14 protein-coding genes are annotated in these 15,865 nt (G+C 42.4%); 9 read left to right on the top strand and 5 right to left on the bottom strand.

The window, feature by feature from the left end:
- Positions 1 to 29 precede the first annotated feature (29 nt).
- Together QWZ08_RS26355 and QWZ08_RS26350 are read left to right on the top strand one after the other, a co-directional pair.
- Positions 30 to 1,478, top strand: a complete 1,449-nt coding sequence (locus QWZ08_RS26355; protein WP_290340711.1) for a DUF4932 domain-containing protein — start codon at positions 30 to 32, stop codon at positions 1,476 to 1,478.
- 322 nt (positions 1,479 to 1,800) lie between these two features.
- A complete protein-coding gene (locus tag QWZ08_RS26350; protein WP_290340710.1) occupies positions 1,801 to 2,964 on the top strand; it encodes a nitrilase-related carbon-nitrogen hydrolase in 1,164 nt (387 codons plus the stop codon).
- A 34-nt stretch (positions 2,965 to 2,998) separates the two neighbouring features.
- On the opposite strand, the gene QWZ08_RS26345 is transcribed toward QWZ08_RS26350, so the two are convergent.
- Complete coding sequence (locus tag QWZ08_RS26345; protein WP_290340708.1) at positions 2,999 to 3,160, bottom strand: hypothetical protein; 162 nt, start codon at positions 3,158 to 3,160, stop codon at positions 2,999 to 3,001.
- A gap of 241 nt (positions 3,161 to 3,401) precedes the next feature.
- On the opposite strand from QWZ08_RS26345, the gene QWZ08_RS26340 reads away from it, so the two are divergent.
- Both QWZ08_RS26340 and QWZ08_RS26335 read left to right on the top strand, forming a co-directional pair.
- The gene (locus QWZ08_RS26340) at positions 3,402 to 3,830 is read left to right on the top strand and encodes a hypothetical protein (RefSeq protein ID WP_290340707.1); all 429 of its coding nucleotides are present in this window, start codon (positions 3,402 to 3,404) and stop codon (positions 3,828 to 3,830) included.
- Positions 3,831 to 3,847: 17 nt separating this feature from the next.
- On the top strand, positions 3,848 to 4,417 hold the full coding sequence (locus QWZ08_RS26335; RefSeq protein WP_290340706.1) for a globin family protein: 570 nt from the start codon (positions 3,848 to 3,850) through the stop codon (positions 4,415 to 4,417).
- 66 nt (positions 4,418 to 4,483) lie between these two features.
- Here QWZ08_RS26335 and QWZ08_RS26330 read toward each other — a convergent pair whose 3' ends face one another.
- The 3 genes from QWZ08_RS26330 to QWZ08_RS26320 all read right to left on the bottom strand — a co-directional run bounded on the left by QWZ08_RS26330 (position 4,484) and on the right by QWZ08_RS26320 (position 9,302).
- Positions 4,484 to 5,530: a zinc-binding metallopeptidase family protein gene (locus QWZ08_RS26330; protein WP_290340705.1), complete on the bottom strand. Its 1,047-nt coding sequence runs from the start codon at positions 5,528 to 5,530 to the stop codon at positions 4,484 to 4,486.
- Between the two features lie 214 nt (positions 5,531 to 5,744).
- Complete coding sequence (locus QWZ08_RS26325) at positions 5,745 to 6,623, bottom strand: transglutaminase family protein (RefSeq protein WP_290340704.1); 879 nt, start codon at positions 6,621 to 6,623, stop codon at positions 5,745 to 5,747.
- Positions 6,624 to 6,716: 93 nt separating this feature from the next.
- Positions 6,717 to 9,302, bottom strand: coding sequence for a circularly permuted type 2 ATP-grasp protein (locus tag QWZ08_RS26320; protein ID WP_290340703.1), 2,586 nt, complete (start codon positions 9,300 to 9,302; stop codon positions 6,717 to 6,719).
- A gap of 251 nt (positions 9,303 to 9,553) precedes the next feature.
- Here QWZ08_RS26320 and QWZ08_RS26315 point away from each other — a divergent pair, with 251 nt between their 5' ends.
- From QWZ08_RS26315 to QWZ08_RS26305, 3 genes are all read left to right on the top strand, one after another.
- Positions 9,554 to 10,117 carry a DUF4082 domain-containing protein gene (locus QWZ08_RS26315; RefSeq protein ID WP_290340702.1) on the top strand — a complete coding sequence of 188 codons (564 nt, stop codon included), beginning with the start codon at positions 9,554 to 9,556 and terminating at the stop codon, positions 10,115 to 10,117.
- Positions 10,118 to 10,288: 171 nt separating this feature from the next.
- Complete coding sequence (locus tag QWZ08_RS26310) at positions 10,289 to 11,197, top strand: YihY/virulence factor BrkB family protein (RefSeq protein WP_290340701.1); 909 nt, start codon at positions 10,289 to 10,291, stop codon at positions 11,195 to 11,197.
- Between the two features lie 246 nt (positions 11,198 to 11,443).
- Positions 11,444 to 11,977, top strand: coding sequence for a YMGG-like glycine zipper-containing protein (locus QWZ08_RS26305; protein WP_290340700.1), 534 nt, complete (start codon positions 11,444 to 11,446; stop codon positions 11,975 to 11,977).
- Positions 11,978 to 12,043: 66 nt separating this feature from the next.
- Here QWZ08_RS26305 and QWZ08_RS26300 read toward each other — a convergent pair whose 3' ends face one another.
- Complete coding sequence (locus QWZ08_RS26300; RefSeq protein ID WP_290340699.1) at positions 12,044 to 12,322, bottom strand: hypothetical protein; 279 nt, start codon at positions 12,320 to 12,322, stop codon at positions 12,044 to 12,046.
- Positions 12,323 to 12,576: 254 nt separating this feature from the next.
- Here QWZ08_RS26300 and QWZ08_RS26295 point away from each other — a divergent pair, with 254 nt between their 5' ends.
- A complete protein-coding gene (locus tag QWZ08_RS26295) occupies positions 12,577 to 14,547 on the top strand; it encodes a vWA domain-containing protein (protein WP_290340698.1) in 1,971 nt (656 codons plus the stop codon).
- A 75-nt stretch (positions 14,548 to 14,622) separates the two neighbouring features.
- Entirely contained in the window at positions 14,623 to 15,654 is a 1,032-nt protein-coding gene (locus QWZ08_RS26290; protein ID WP_290340697.1) for a carboxypeptidase-like regulatory domain-containing protein, read from the top strand.
- Positions 15,655 to 15,865 lie beyond the last annotated feature (211 nt).

Here is a 15,865-nt window from a genome sequence, read left to right as displayed (position 1 = left end):
AGACTTTTTAAATGTTTAAACCTTGTTGGATGAAAAAAATTACGCTGTGCTTTTCGTTTATACTAATGTTGACTGCTTCCTGCAGTCATTATGCCGGATCTTTTAGAAGCAGCAATACACCCGGTCAAATGAATGAAAGCTTTGGCAATTTCAATAAGACTGACGCGGTAACGTTTAATGCCGCAGCAGGCGACATTATTTTTATTCATTACTCCGTGCAGCTGACACAGGGTAATTTGCAACTGGCAGTAAAAGAAGGAATCAATACAATTTGGAGCAGGCAACTCTCGCCACAGAATGACACCATTTTGCTTCAGCTGACTGCAGACAAAACAGCTCCACACAGTATTGAAATAAAAGGCGACCATGCTGATGGAAGCCTGTTGTTAAACTATAAGACCGTTGCAGCGAAAAAAATTAATGTAATCAGCAACGCCAACCTGGAATTGTTTGGTTTAATACTGCAGCTGGACATGGGACCTGACCTGGAAAAGCTCACCGATTCTGTGGTAATTGACAATAAAAAAACTACCTGGCAGGATTGGAATTTGATGGCGTGGAAAAATTACAGTCGTTATAAAGCATTTGACAGTTGTGCCATGATGCAGCTGTACAGGCAATACCAGGCAAAACAATTTTATAACGACTTTTTTATTGGCTTGCTGGAACAGGTGGATGAAGTACCCAATGCAAAACTGAACAACACTACCAATAAAGAAACCATACTTGCTTTTTCAGGTAATGGTGATGCAGCAGCAGGCAGGCTCATTGCCACAGCCTTTTTAGATTCGTTCAACAGCTTTTATAAAGCCATCCATTTTGAAAAATGGCTGGAAGAAAATAAGTCCAATTTTCAGCGTGCAAAAATGGATGTTGAAAAGAACCTGCCTTCTTCCAAATTTATACCGACCATGGAAAATTTTTACAACAAATCTTTTCACGACTATAACCTGGTGCCGGTGATGAATTTAATTACCAGCTCAGGCTATGGCAAAATGAACGCCATCACCCAAAGCATTTACAATGCCTTTGCGCCTTTCAGTTTTCAGTCGTTTGATCCCGGGCATTTGGATCTTGGTTTTGATTATCCTGACAGGATACAGGGATTGTCGGTGCACGAGTTTGGGCATTCCTTTGTAAACGGCGCCATCGATCAGTTGCCGGAGGAACTGAAAAAGTCAACCGAATATTTATACCTGCCCATAAAGGATGCGATGCGCAAACAATCGTATACCAACTGGGTACAGAGCTTGTATGAACATTTTGTAAGAGCAGGCGAAGTGATTATTGCAAGGCAATTGGGCGATACCAGCCACGCAGAAGAAATTATAAGGAGCAATGTGAAGGGAGGGTTTACCTACCTGCCATTTATTGTAAAGAAACTGGAGATGTTTGAAAAAGATATCAATCCCAATAAAAATTACAATGCTTTTGTTGAAACTATTATGCTGGAATTGAAAGAAGCATATAAACAATAAGTAATTGCAGCCTTATGCCGCCATGCTTCAATCATGGCCGGATTTTTTTCAAAATAAAATTTCAAGCATTGCGTAATTTTTTCCCCACCAGTTTGAAAGGTTTTTCTGCTACTGTAAATAACTGTAAATGAATGATTTCATTCTATCTTTAATATCAGATTACAGCTATTTCATTCGCTTGATTGTAATCATTGGCTTCTCAAAACAACATCCTAACCGAAATAGTTTATGTTTATCTTCAACAATCGGTTCCATTTTTGCCATACTCACCTACACAGCAAGAAATTTCTTAAAACAAGGTTAAATAGCCACCGAATTGTTCATGAAAACATTTATTGTATTTTCAGGAGTGTTTGTTTTGGTATTGCTTACCGCTTATAATATTTGGGCCGAGATGGACCGTGTAAAAGAAAGGACATCAACTGCGGATACTTATTCTTTTTACAAGAATGGATTGGCTTACACGGAAATTGGCTCAGACTACGGTAAAGGCAATATCATTGGCATGCAGCCTTATTTATCTACTTACGATTATTCAACCGCTTCAAACTTTAAAAGCTGCCTTCGAAAATATTTTGAGGCTTTAAAAAAGGAACATAAAATTACTCCGCGGTCAATAGTAGTATTGCCGGAGTATATTGGTACATGGCTGGTTACGGCCAACGAAAAAAGCGAAATTTACCGGCAGCCTTCAGTAGACGCTGCGATGACAATCCTGGTTATTGCAAACCTGTACAAGTTTTTTGTGAACTATTGCAATGCGCCCGCAGCAGACAAAAGAAAATATGCCTTATTTAGTATGAAGGCTAAGCAAATGTGCGCAATTTATGAAACTACTTTTTCGCAACTTGCCAAAGAGTACAACTGCGTGATAGCGGCAGGTTCCATAGCATTGCCAGATGTTTCCATTAACGTTGACGGCCACCTGGAGGTGACGCCCAACGGGAAAATTTACAATACTGCAGTTGTTTTTGGCCCCAATGGAAAAATTATCCCACCCATTGTAAAAAAGGTATTTCCGGTAGATGATGAACAAATATTTTCAACATGCGGTAATACAGATCAAAAACCCATTTTTTCCACCAGGGTGAGCAGGATGGGCCTGCTGATTTGTGCAGGCAGCTTGTTTCCGCAAGCCTATCAACGTATTGCCGGCAAAGTTGATTTTGTTATGATACCTTCCCTTAGCGGAACAGATTCCATTTGGCATACCCGCTGGACCGGATATAAGAGTTTTACAAACTCCGCAGAATTTGCTGATACCACTTTGTATAACAAAATTACAGAAGGTGATACGTGGACAAGGTACAGTATAACAAGCCGTGCGTCGCAATCAGGAATTCACAATGGGCTCAACGTTTTTTTTTCCGGCAGCCTTTGGGATTTAAAGCCAGAAGGAAAAGTGCTGATATTGCAGAATGATTCCCTGACTGTTTTAGCACCCACGCAGAAACAGGGCCGTATTGTGAATCTTTATTTACCGTAACAAAAGAGGCGCTTTCTGCCGGCTCGGCTATATTTTAACTCCTGCAGCATTTGAAGTTTATAAACCAAATCACTTCTTCTTCCAGTACCCAGAACCTTGTATACAGTTGCTCCCGGTGCATACTAACCTGCGATTTTATTTTATCAAAAGCGATGGTGCAATCGCATATACTACCAATCACATCAATTCCCGGCATTATAAGAAATTATTTTTTCGCAAAGCTTTGATCATTAGTATTACATACCAGCCTTTGTATTTTTTTATTGTCTTTACTACTATTCGTAACGTATCCGAAATCATTTAGTCTGATTGGTTTTCGGTAAAGCCTACTTATCAAAAATATTTTTTTCTTCGTTGAAATCCATTGTCATCAAATTGTCGTAATTACTATCGATACCGTCTTTAACCTGATAATAAAACATAGTAAAACATTCATTATGAAAAAGCCACTGATTAAAAAAATCCTGTTAGGTACCCTCTCCATTTTTTTAGTGTTGGTATTGGTGCTGGGCGTGCATATTTATATCGTTACAAGACCCAAGGCCCCTGATGAACATACAAAAATTATGGCCCGCATTGACTTTAAAGAAAATATCAGTAAAGAGCAGGCGGATAAGATAGCAGGCTGGATGAATGTACAAAACGGAATTGATCATGCATTTATCAATCCCGCCACCCGCATATTGGTTTTTACATTTTACCCGGTAAAAACATCTGCTACACAAATTGAACATGATTTTAAAAACAACTTCAACCTTGCTGCTTCACGCTATATGCCCAGCGAAGAAGAAATGAAAAACGGATGCCCTGTTGCTTCCACCTCGTCCACCTATAAAGCCGTCACCTTTTTTAAACGCATCTTTTAATCAAATAAAAAACAATCATGAAAAAAGCAGCATTTTTATCCATAGCAATGGGTTTAGCAATTTCGACTGTAATGATACAGTCCTGTAAGAAAGACGATAAAACTACACCGGTAGTTACAAAGCCAACCCTGTATGATTCATTGGGTGGAACAACAATGGTTACTGATCCTAAAAATTCTTCTGCCAAAATTGAACAGGGATACCTTACCATCCGTTCTGTGGTAGACAGCTCCATTTTTGTGATTGCCGCTGACACCAACATCAACAAGTTTTTCAATGTTTTATTAATGGAGGTTACCAGTGGCAATACGTCCGGCTTTGCAGCATTGAGTAAAAATTTGAGCGATTTTGTAGCCGTAGGAACCGGCGCCAAAAACTTTACCTATGGTGGTAAAAACATGGTAGCAGCGCACGATCCGGCTCAAAACTCCCGTATGAATGGTAAAGCAATGAACGATGATTTTGATTCGTTTGAAACGGACCTGGTAAAAGGTGCAGGGCAAAACGGTATTATGCCTACCAACCCCGCTTTGCAAAGCCTCGCAGGAATTGTAGAATCGTTAAGAAAACAGGTTGTGCAGAATTAAAAAATTAAAAAGTCAAAATTAAAAAAGTGCGGCCTGCTTTACAGGAACCGCACTTTTTATTAATGCCTATTTATTTTTTCCAACACCACATACTTCATGGATAAATTGTAATTTTTGCACCACAGGTGCTGAAATTACAAAGGGATAAAAGTCTGCGTGGCCCATGCTTCTGTTTAGGCTGTTTACAGCGAAAGCAAGCGGGTACCAGCGGTTGATAATATTGGTGAAATTAGATTCACTATAAGGGTCATTGCTGATGCTGGTTTTAATTTCGGGCCGTTGTATGTTTATGCCAAACGACCACGCGGTCTCCAGCGTATCCATCATGTGCATGTAATGCGCCCATGTTTCTGCCCAGTCCTCCCACGGGTGCGCCGTAGCATATGGACTAATAAAAGCATCATTCCAGTTGGCAGGGGTTTGGTTGGCATAATACGTCTGCAATGCCTCACCATAGTCTTTTTGTTCATCGCCAAACAGCTGCCGGTATTTCTCAAGGTAAGGACTGTCCTTGATCAATATTTCCCAGTAATAATGACCAATTTCGTGGCGGAAATGCCCCAGCAGCGTGCGGTACCTTTCACCAAGTTCTGATTTGTGTTTGGCCCGTTCCGCTTCATCGGCTTCTTCAATATTCAGCGTAATGATACCGTTATCATGACCGGTCATAATTCTTTCTTCTGGGGAAACATCTGCCATAAAATCAAAGGCAATACCTTCCGCATCGTCAGGGTTTTGCTTAGCCTTCACGGGCAGTCGCAACCGCAGCAACGAATATACCAGCCGGTGTTTTGCAACTTCAATTCGCTTCCATTTAGCCTGGTTATCAGCAGTGTTAAGTTCGGGGATGATTCTGTTTAATTCGCAGGCTGTACAAAATGGTGAAGCACTGTTAACAGGAATAAGCCAGTTGCAGGTACCCATCACCGCATTGGAACAGTAGTGGTATAATTCGTTTTTATTATTAACTTCTGAATAGGCATTTTGATTGTTTTCCAGCGCCACCAATTTAAACTTACTGTCATCAAAACCAAGTGCATGACTGCATTGCAGGCAGGTTGAATTTTCAAAATAAATGGGATTACCACAACTGGTACAGGTATATAATTTCATTACTTTTTTTATTACCGCCTCAGCCAATAATTATTCCATTTTTTATTTCACACAACGAAACAACGATTACAACAGGCACAACGATTTCTTTCGTCAATTAATTTAAATAAGACATAGGCTATAAAATCAATGGAAAAATTGGCGCCAACTTATGCAGGAATTTTCAAAAAATAACTTTGTACTCTCATCTTACTTTGTTTCTTTGCGTGAAACACTAACGGACTCGTCTGACATCAACAGATACCCGCAGCTCGTGTTTACCACTGCTCATGATTACACCCTTTAGCGGCGTAATGTCTGCATAATCTCTTCCCCAGCCGATGGCGATGTGCTGGTTATCCGGAATCAGGTTGTTGGTGGGATCGAATTCTACCCAACCACTGTTGGGAATGTACACAGCAAACCAGGCATGGGAAGCATCAACGCCGACCAGTTTTTCAACACCCGGCGGCGGAATAGTTTCAATATAACCGCTGATATACCTGGTAGGTAAACCGAGTGAACGCAGGCAGGCAATGGCGAGGTGTGCAAAATCCTGGCAAACACCTTTTCTTTCTTTCATCACTACCGAAAGGGGCGTTGAGATAGTAGTAAAGCCAGCCTGAAATTTAAAATCGGCAAAGATGCGGTTCATCAGGTTTTTGCATCCTTCATACAACGGCCGGCCTTGCGGAAAAGATTCTTTGGCGTACGCTTCAATGGCATCATCCGCTTCCGTCATAGGGGTGGAGGCAATGAACTGTTTTACATCTGTTAAACCATTGGCGGAAGCTGCCGTCAGCAAGCAGGTCTCCTCCCAGGTTACAGGATTGTTTTGCGGTGGCCGCTCATTTGCCGGCAATAATTTTTCTATTTCCGAAGTAACATGTACACTCAGTTTTTTATGTTCTTTTTCTATGGTAAAATAAACCAGTTTATTACCAAAAAAATCTTCGTATTCAATCAGTACATCCGGTTCCGGAACGATTTTAATCACAGAAGATTTGCAGAATTGTTTATTGGTGCTGCGGGGCGTAAGGCGCACAATATTATGGCAAAGGCTCACCGATTCCTGGTATATATAGTCTGTTTTATGAATAACTCTGTGGTACATCTGTATATTGATTTAAACCTTTCTTATAACATTTTAGGCTTGCTGAAAAATAGTGGCGATGTAATTTTTAAGACAACAGTTACACCCGTCGACTTATTCAAAAAAATCCCCTTCGGGTGTATCTGTTGTAAACAATTGTTTTTGTGACTGGGCATGTACAAAGTAAGTTTTAGAAACCGCGTTTTGTATACCTGATAATATATCATACATGTCAGATAAAAAGGCGTCCAGGTTTAAATACTGCCCGGCTGCTTTATCCGGCAGGGATAACTTTTCTTTGCTGGCGCTGTGAATTAGCTGGTAGGCTTCGATAATAAACAAATCATGCGCTGCCAGGGTTGTTTCGGTAGTTTTTGGCAAATTGGCCAAACTCTTTTTTAACCTGTCCAACTGGTACAATAATGCCCTTGGATTATTCGGATCAAAAATCATCAGATCCAGTACCAGCGGCAATTGTATCAGCGAGCGGTATTTGTACCGGAAGTTCACAAGGCATTCGTTGCTCACCAGCACGGCCTCCTGTAATTTATAATCAACCAGGTCATCATTTTTAATTACCAGTGTTGCCCGCAACATACTCGTAAGCAAAAGACACTGTTCCATTTTACGCCCCATATCCAGCATCAGCCAGCCCTGCTCACGGGAAATACTCTCCCTGTTCAACCCGATGAATGCAACTACCGAAGTAACAAGGCTATCCAGTATATGCTGCATTTTCAGATGTCCTGTGGTAGCAGGGTCTTTTATTGTTGACCAGGCTTCTTCCATACCCCGCAATACCCGCCAGGTATCGGTTGACCAATGGTCTCTTACCGCATGCACGGCCCGGATGAACAATACAAAATCGTATTTTAAACTGCCCGCCCTTGTTTCGTTGAACAGGATATCCCTTATTTCAGGCCAGGGCTGTTTTAATTTTTCTTCATTGTCTTTGTCTTCTTCATCTATAAATCCCGGGTAAGTAAATGTGTAATGTGTAAGCGCTTTTAACAACACCTGTTCGGCCTGTACATCGGCTTCCATCATCAGCCTGTTACCTTCGGCAATTGTCTGAATAACTGTCCGGTGAAAACGGGCGTTGCCCAGTAAGCGCTCGGTATACCGGCCCACCCAAAAAAGATTCTCGGCGGTGTTGCTCGGCAATACCCCTCCGTTGGAAGCGACAGCAGCTTTTTCAGTGAATTTCTTCGGCAGTATAATTGATTGCACCGGCTCCGGAGAAATAATCCAGGTGTCCTTGCTTTGTCCGCCCGATTGGTTGGATACTATGAAGTTCAACGCGTCAGAAGAAGTTCTGCTCAAGCCGCCGGCCATAGCGGTATAGCTGTCGCCGTTGCTCACCAGGAAACTTCTGAAAATTGTTTTGTGTGGTTCCATTTTGCCGTTCACCAGCGAAGGGGTTGAACTCAGGTTAATCTTTTCCTGTCCTACAAATAAAAATGGGCGTTTAATGATCTGTTGTTTCAGCTCATTTAATTTGGCGGCGGATAAACTGCCTCCGTCAACAGAAGTGCTTTTATTAATGCCGCGGTAAATTCTCTTAATTACCAGCGATTGAATGTTGTTGAGAACATATTTCATTTCTTTAGGCTGTCCGCACCACCAGCTGGCAATGGTAGGCATCAGCAGGCTGGTGCCAAAAAAGTATTTTGAGACGTTTTGCAGAAAAGGCATCAGCCCCGGATTTTCTAAAATGCTGCTCCCTGGCGGATTAGCAATACTAACGTTGCCACTGCGGATAACCTGCAATAAACCCGCTACGCCCAACTGGCTGTCGGGTTTCAGTTCCAGCGGATCGCAGTAAATATCATCCACGCGGCGGATGATTACATCTACTTTTTCCAGTCCGCTCAAAGTTTTCAACCATACAAAATTATGTTTCACCATCAGGTCGTGCCCCTGAACCAGCGTATAACCCAGGTTGGAAGAAAGATAGGAATGTTCAAAATAAGTTTCATTGCCTGGCCCCGGTGTTAGTATTACAATGCGTGGGTTTTGGTGATGCCGTGCGCCCAGTTCATTCAGCGCATTGCTCATGGTATCAAAATAAGGCGAAAGGTGCCGCACTTTTAAACCATTGAACAGCTCAGGTAAAACCCTGGTCATCACCGTTCTGTTTTCCAGCGCATAGCCAGAGCCGGAAGGTGCCTGCGTACGGTCGCTGATGATCCACAATTTACCGTCCGGGCTGCGGGCCATATCGGCTGAATACAATACCAGGCTATGTTTTCCGGGTAGTTTAATGCCGGCACATTGCCGTAAAAAGCCGGTATGATTGTACACCAGTTCCAATGGAATGATGCCGTTTTTGATTAGTTTTTGTTCGCCATAAATATCCTGCAGCAACAGGTTAAACAAGCTGGCACGTTGTATAAGTGCCGCCTCGGTAATTTCCCATTCTTCTTTACTGATAAGGAAAGGTACCGCATCCATATTCCAGTCGCGGTTATCAACTTTGCTGTTGCCGTAGATATTGTAGGTAACACCATTCTCTTTCAGCAGCCGGGAAATTTCGCTGTTGCGGTTCTGTAATTCGCCACTGCCCAGCTGGTTAAGCGATTTAAAAAAAGCATCCCAGTGGGGACGAAGATGACCGTCTTTACCCAGCATTTCATCATACGAATATTGGTTACTCAAATAACCCGGGGGAACAGCAGCGGAACCTAGATTTGAAACCATGGATATTTTTTATACAACAAAAGCCAGCAGATAGTTTTCGCTAAAATTACGACTTATTGCGTAACCGGATTGTGATCGGCTGAAAGAACAATAGTTGTACCTCAAAATAGGAGAATGACACCCGTTGAGGTAGCACTTCGCATGTTATTTATGTTAACTCCATTTTTCCTGCTGTTATTTTTTGTTTCCCTTTTTTTAAACGATTGCGACTATCAGGAAAACACATTTCAAACAGTTTAAAACTTAACGCCATGAAAAAAATAGCATTATCTGTAACCGCGGCATTGTTGCTGACCTCTTTTTTTTCCTGTAAAAAAGAAACCGGCAAGCCACCGGCAGTAATACCTGTGCAGCAAGGCGCGGTAGAACAGTTGATTAAAGAAGCCGATCCAACGGCTGCATCTGACGGCCAAACCTACGAACTGGGGGTTGCCTTTAAATCGGCAGTAAAAGGGAATATCCAAACATTGAAACTGCATTTGCCTCAATCCGGCGAGTATCGTGTTACGCTTTGGAAAGTAACTGATCAATCAATTATTGCGGGTAACCAACTGGCCTGCACGCATGCTGATGGATGGAAGGACAGCCTGGTGGTGAATATTCCCATCGATGCCAATACACCTTACATTTTGTCTGTAAACACCAAAGTGTTTTATTACTTCAATGGAAGCTCAACTACGTTTCCTTTTACAAAAGGCGATATTACCTTAACCGGCTATGCCGGTAAAATCAGCAGGGAGCAGCTGTTTCCTGATTTGCCGCTGAGCCAAACGCCGGCAGGATTTGTTGATTTTACATTTCAGCCGATGCAGTAAAATGTTGGGATGTGCGACGTCAGCCATTCTTCAGGGGAATGGCTTTTTTATAAATACCCTGTTATTTTCCCTGGTAAAAATTGGTAACCGCAATATGCATTATCTTCATTTTTTACTGCCACTAAAAAATGGCACAAATTTTAAGCGGGGTCTGGTGTAAGCACAATTACCATGAGTACAATTAAAGCATTGGCAGGTATATTAAAGTCATCCGTAAGGTTGTTTCTGCAGAACGATCCTTTAAGGATGGCGGGTGCCACCGCCTTTTTTACCATGTTTGCGTTGCCCCCCATACTCATTATCATCGTACAGGTATTCGGTTTATTCATCGATCCTAAAATTTTCCGGCACGAACTTTTTATCAGTCTCTCCGATACTTTCGGTAAGGAGGCGGTGCGCCAGGTAGGGGCAGTCATCAAAGCCGTAAAGGAGTTATCCTTCAACCTGCTGGCAACAGTGCTGGGTTTTGTATTTTTATTGTTTGTGGCTACCACCGTTTTTAAAGTGGTCCGGAGTTCCATCAGCCAGATATGGAGTGTGGCAGACGGCCAGCGTAAAAGAGTACTGGCCACCTTGCAGCAGCGGTTGCACTCGCTGATACTGATATTGCTAACCGGCCTGCTGTTTTCTGTTGGTATTTTAATTGAGACCGTACAGGTATTCATCGGCAATTATTTCATCCGCATTTTTCCTTCGCTGTCAGCGCTATTCAACCTGGTGCTGGCCTTCATCATATCCACGCTCATTGTTGCTATCTGGTTCCTGCTAATATTCCGGTATCTCACAGATGTACGTCCAAAATGGCGCATCGCCTGGGCAGGCGCCCTGTTTACCAGCGTGCTGTTTGCAATTGGTAAAATTGTGCTGCATTGGTTGCTTACGTATAACAACATCACCAATTTTTACGGTGCTTCCGCTTCAATAGTATTATTGTTGCTTTTTGTATTTTACGCTGCCATGATACTCTATTTCGGCGCTGCCTTTACCAAAATACTGGCGCAGTATAAGCAACAGGATTTTAGTACCTCCGTTTCACACAACGAAACAAAAGAAAATCTCACGCTGCAAAACAGGGAATGATTTCACACAAGGTAGTAATGAGAATGACGTACACAAAAGGTTCTGTTATTGTCTCATCTGAATACCTGGCGTTTGCTTTGTGAAAAAATCGATGCACATCTTCTGTATTAAAGCAAAAATTTATATGGTTAAAGCAGTTTAACTGGCAGAAAAATGTGGCACACTTTTTATAACTGGTATGTTTTATACTTTAAAACCTTAAACCACGTTCCGTTACTACCTGTGAAGGAAATAAAATTAAAAGTTATGAAAAAGCTCATTTATGCATTTGGAAGTCTCGTCCTTTTTATGGGATGTAAAAACAACAAAACTTCTCTTGATACCAATAAAAATATGGTACTGGTAGACACTAGCGGCCTTTCTAAGGGCAGTATATTAAGTGACACCGCCAAAGCAAATCATCTGAAACCGGGTGTTACTTCCACAACCAGTTCAACTACCACCACCACTACTACCACTACAACAACAAGTAACGGAGCTGCTAAGGCTCCGGTACATAAGTCTTCCGGCAGCGGTACAAAATCTTCCAGCAACAGTAACAACTCCACAGCTTCTGCTCCCGCTCCTGCTCCTGATAATCGTGATAAGGGCTGGAGTGATGCGGCAAAAGGTACTGCCATCGGTGCTGGTTCCGGTGCTGTAATTGGCGCTGTGGTAAGTAAAAATAAAGCCGCGGGCGCAATCATTGGCGGTGTAGTGGGTGGCGGTGCCGGCTATGCCATTGGCCGTTCTAAAGACAGGAAAAGCGGAAGGGTTGCCCGCAAAAGGAAGACGTATTAATTGATGCTTAATCCCGGTCGGTACCGAAGGTCAGACCGGGATTTAAACGAGCACTATTATTATGCTTTATGACAAATTTAAACTGGGATACCAAATCCCTTTAAATGTAACCACGCCCATGTTTGTTATCACATGCCCCTGGTCCAAAAGTCTTGTATCAATATCTTCAATCACCTCTGTGGTATCATTAAGGCTGGCGCTAATCATCGCCATGTATGCATCGCGTAATGACAGTTGCCTGATCAATAATTTTGCCTCCTCTTTTGTATAAGCACTTACGCCAATATTTCGTGGACCATATGGATTTTCTGGAAAAGTAATAAACCAGTATCTTCTAAGCTTCATTTTGTTTTGAGCAATTTATTTACAAATGAAAGATAGACCATCGTCTTAAAAGTCAAAAGTTCAGAAGCAAATAAATATGCGTACTTCACATTAACAATCAGCGATCCTTGTAACCCTGGTAAGTTGCTGTTTTCAGCAATTCGTGCAGCAACTCAAAATAATAATCCTTGTTTCTAATCTGTCGCTGCAAAAAATTATTTTTAGCTTTTATGTAATCTTTTTAATCGCTGCATCTGTGTAATAAATTAAATATTATGCAGAAAATAATCGTACTACTCGCCATCGCAATCATTGCATTGGTTGCTTTTAAAACGCCCACCCAGTTTGTTGTAACAGGAAAAATTACCGATAAAACAAAGCAGCCGGTAGCTGGTGTTGCGGTCATGGTTAAAAATACAAAAACCGCTACTGTGTCTGCTGCGGATGGCTCTTATTCCATCACCGTGCCGGATGAGAAAGCATCATTGGTTTTCAGCGCCGTCGGCTTTGTAACCAAACAGGTAAAGGTGGGCAGCAAAAAAATAATTAATGTACAGTTGTCTTACACTACAAATGAACTACAGGAAGTGGTGGTTACGGGCTATTCATCTTCGGATTTAATAGCAGTTGATAGTTACGATCGCACAATCGCGATGAAACCGGTATATAAGGCTAACCTCAACGGCGCACTCCAGGGAAAAGCGGCTGGTATACAGGTTATAACTGCCCAGCCGGGACTAAAAAAAGATAAGTATACAAACAACATAGCAGACAGGGAAGGCTATGATTTTATAAAAGAAAATGCATTTGTAAAAGCAACAGAAAATCCATTGTCCACTTTTTCAATTGACGTGGATGCCGCCTCTTACAGCAATGTGCGAAGGTTGTTACAACAGGGTAGCTTACCACCTGCCGGGGCTGTGCGCATTGAAGAAATGGTCAACTATTTTAAGTACGATTACCCGCAGCCAGAAGGAGATCAGCCATTTACAGTCAACACCGAAATGGGCGACTGTCCATGGAACCCTGATCACCGCCTTGCATTGATTGGCTTGCAGGGAAAAAATATTCCTGTAACAAATTTGCCCGCCAGCAATTTGGTTTTTTTAATTGATGTTTCCGGCTCCATGGAAAGCCCGGATAAATTGCCGCTGGTGCAGCAATCCATGAAATTGTTAACCGACCAGTTAAGGGAGCAGGACAATGTGGCCATTGTGGTATATGCCGGCAACGCCGGGCTGGTACTGCCTTCCACCAGCGGTGCCAATAAAACAACCATTAAAAATGCCATTGACGCTTTGCAGGCAGGCGGATCCACTGCCGGGGGCGAAGGCATACAACTGGCATATAAAACGGCCCTTGCGCATTTTAAAAACAAGGGTAACAACCGCGTAATATTATGCACCGACGGCGATTTTAATGTAGGCGCCAGCAGTGATGATGAACTGGAGCGCCTGATTGAAAAGCAGCGGGAGAGTGGTGTTTTTTTAACCATCATGGGGTTTGGTACGGGCAACTACCAGGATGCCAAAATGCAAAAGCTGGCGGATAAGGGAAATGGCAATCATGCCTACATTGATAATTTAAGTGAAGCAAAAAAAGTATTGGTGGCCGAGTTTGGCGGCACCTTATTTACCATTGCCAAAGATGTAAAGCTGCAGGTTGAATTTAATCCTGCACTGGTGCAGGGATACCGGCTGATTGGTTACGAAAACAGGATGCTGAACAAAGAAGATTTTAATGATGATACCAAAGATGCAGGCGAATTGGGCAGTGGCCACACCGTAACGGCGTTGTATGAAATTATACCAGTTGGTAAAGTTTCTCCTTTTTTAAAAAGTGTTGACAAATTGAAATACCAGGCAGAAGCCGAATTTCCAAAAGCTGTTTTTAACAGCGAATGGATGACGGTAAAACTGCGGTATAAACAACCCGCTGGCAACACCAGTCAGTTGCTGGAGCAGGCCGTCAATTATGCTGGCAAAAGCAAATTGCATACAAGCGATAATTATCGTTTTGCCGCCGCCGTAGCATCCTTCGGCATGTTGTTACGCAACTCGGAGTTTAAACAACATGCCAGTTATACCGGTGTGTTGCAACTGGCCAACACTGCCGTTGGTAAAGATGCGGAAGGATACCGGAAAGAGTTTATCAAACTGGTGAAAACCGCTGCGGATATTGCCGGAGCCAATGTACCGGATGAAGAAGATGATTTGAGCAAACAAGAATTCCCTTTGAAACAGTAGATCGCATAAGCCGGTAACGGAGATAAGTTACCGGTTTATTTTCCCCTCATCTTTTACCAGTACAACATTTATTTTATGAGTACCATACAACTAACCATTGAAACACCCTGCGATAAAAACTGGGCCAGCATGCAACCGGCAGAACAGGGCCGCTTTTGTAGTGCCTGTGAAAAAAACGTAGTTGATTTTACCGGCATGAGCAACAACGAAGTGTACAATACCATTTTAAAAAGTGATGCTACTATTTGCGGCCGTTTCAACAACAGCCAGTTGCAGCAACCCCTGCCGTTAGAAACTGGAAAGAAGCAACGCTGGCACAATTACTTTTTTAGCTTTTTGGTACCTGCATTGTTGTTTTCCAGGCAAGCCGTAGCGCAGCAAAAAATCGGTAAGGTGAAGGCAACGCTCCCAATCGTCAATACGGCCAGGATGGGGCTGGTAGCCTATGCACCTGTTCAAAATAAGTTTACATTTTCCGGCGTGGTAAAAGACGCTGCCACCAGTGAAATAATTGCCAACGCCACGGTGCAGGTAAAAGATGGCGCTGGTGTAATAACGGATACAACAGGCAGGTTTTTACTAACCGCTAAAACAGGTCAGCAAAAAGTTACCATTGTTATCAGCGCCATTGGTTTTGCCAACAGGGAAATTGAAATAGCCATACCGGCAGATGGTTTTGCGATAGCGAATGAAATAATCAGCCTGCACAAATTTGCCAAAACAATGGATGCGGTTGTTGTAAACAGTGGAGGATATAATATAACTGTGGGACTGATGCGATGTGTTACTACAATAAAAACATACAAGGTTACAGCTGCCAGGTTAAAGACCGCCATCAACGATTCAATAAAAATATTTCCCAATCCTGTCCAGCGGGGATCGTCATTTTCGGTGGCACTTAAATTGAAACCAGCCAACAATTATTATACGTTGCAGGTGGTAGATGCAACCGGCAGGCTGGTGTTGCAGCAACAAATAAATGCATCGGCCAAACTCACTACGCAAAACATAAAAAGCAGTGAGCAATGGAGTGGCGGCATTTATTTTATACGCATCATTGGCAATGGAAATAAATTAATTTCAGCCAGTCGTTTTGTGGTTGAATAGTGTGTTATAAAAATTAGTTGTTGAGATAGTGTGGCAATTCCCTTTGCGTTGCTTTAATGAAAACATAACCTTTTTCCAGGTAATTCTGTTTACGGACCTGGGCAATTTGTACAGAGACCCGCATGGAAATTTACAGGTTTAAAACCGTTGAAGAAATATTTAATTTGTGGTAATCGGTTTAGTGGGAGCAATTTTAAAAAGGCGCATCCCC

This window comes from Ferruginibacter paludis, from assembly GCF_030409685.1.
GTDB classification, from domain to species: domain Bacteria; phylum Bacteroidota; class Bacteroidia; order Chitinophagales; family Chitinophagaceae; genus Ferruginibacter; species Ferruginibacter paludis.
The sequence above is the reverse complement of the archived record's forward strand: the minus strand, read 5'-3'. Positions and strand labels throughout refer to the sequence as shown.

What these genes read in the sequence shown, in the direction of transcription:
- QWZ08_RS26355 (WP_290340711.1), top strand. Translation starts at nt 30, where the DNA reads ATGAAAAAAATTACGCTGTGCTTTTCGTTTATACTAATGTTGACTGCT.
- QWZ08_RS26350 (WP_290340710.1), top strand. Translation starts at nt 1,801, where the DNA reads ATGAAAACATTTATTGTATTTTCAGGAGTGTTTGTTTTGGTATTGCTT.
- QWZ08_RS26345 (WP_290340708.1), bottom strand. Translation starts at nt 3,160, where the DNA reads ATGCCGGGAATTGATGTGATTGGTAGTATATGCGATTGCACCATCGCT.
- QWZ08_RS26340 (WP_290340707.1), top strand. Translation starts at nt 3,402, where the DNA reads ATGAAAAAGCCACTGATTAAAAAAATCCTGTTAGGTACCCTCTCCATT.
- QWZ08_RS26335 (WP_290340706.1), top strand. Translation starts at nt 3,848, where the DNA reads ATGAAAAAAGCAGCATTTTTATCCATAGCAATGGGTTTAGCAATTTCG.
- QWZ08_RS26330 (WP_290340705.1), bottom strand. Translation starts at nt 5,530, where the DNA reads ATGAAATTATATACCTGTACCAGTTGTGGTAATCCCATTTATTTTGAA.
- QWZ08_RS26325 (WP_290340704.1), bottom strand. Translation starts at nt 6,623, where the DNA reads ATGTACCACAGAGTTATTCATAAAACAGACTATATATACCAGGAATCG.
- QWZ08_RS26320 (WP_290340703.1), bottom strand. Translation starts at nt 9,302, where the DNA reads ATGGTTTCAAATCTAGGTTCCGCTGCTGTTCCCCCGGGTTATTTGAGT.
- QWZ08_RS26315 (WP_290340702.1), top strand. Translation starts at nt 9,554, where the DNA reads ATGAAAAAAATAGCATTATCTGTAACCGCGGCATTGTTGCTGACCTCT.
- QWZ08_RS26310 (WP_290340701.1), top strand. Translation starts at nt 10,289, where the DNA reads ATGAGTACAATTAAAGCATTGGCAGGTATATTAAAGTCATCCGTAAGG.
- QWZ08_RS26305 (WP_290340700.1), top strand. Translation starts at nt 11,444, where the DNA reads ATGAAAAAGCTCATTTATGCATTTGGAAGTCTCGTCCTTTTTATGGGA.
- QWZ08_RS26300 (WP_290340699.1), bottom strand. Translation starts at nt 12,322, where the DNA reads ATGAAGCTTAGAAGATACTGGTTTATTACTTTTCCAGAAAATCCATAT.
- QWZ08_RS26295 (WP_290340698.1), top strand. Translation starts at nt 12,577, where the DNA reads ATGCAGAAAATAATCGTACTACTCGCCATCGCAATCATTGCATTGGTT.
- QWZ08_RS26290 (WP_290340697.1), top strand. Translation starts at nt 14,623, where the DNA reads ATGAGTACCATACAACTAACCATTGAAACACCCTGCGATAAAAACTGG.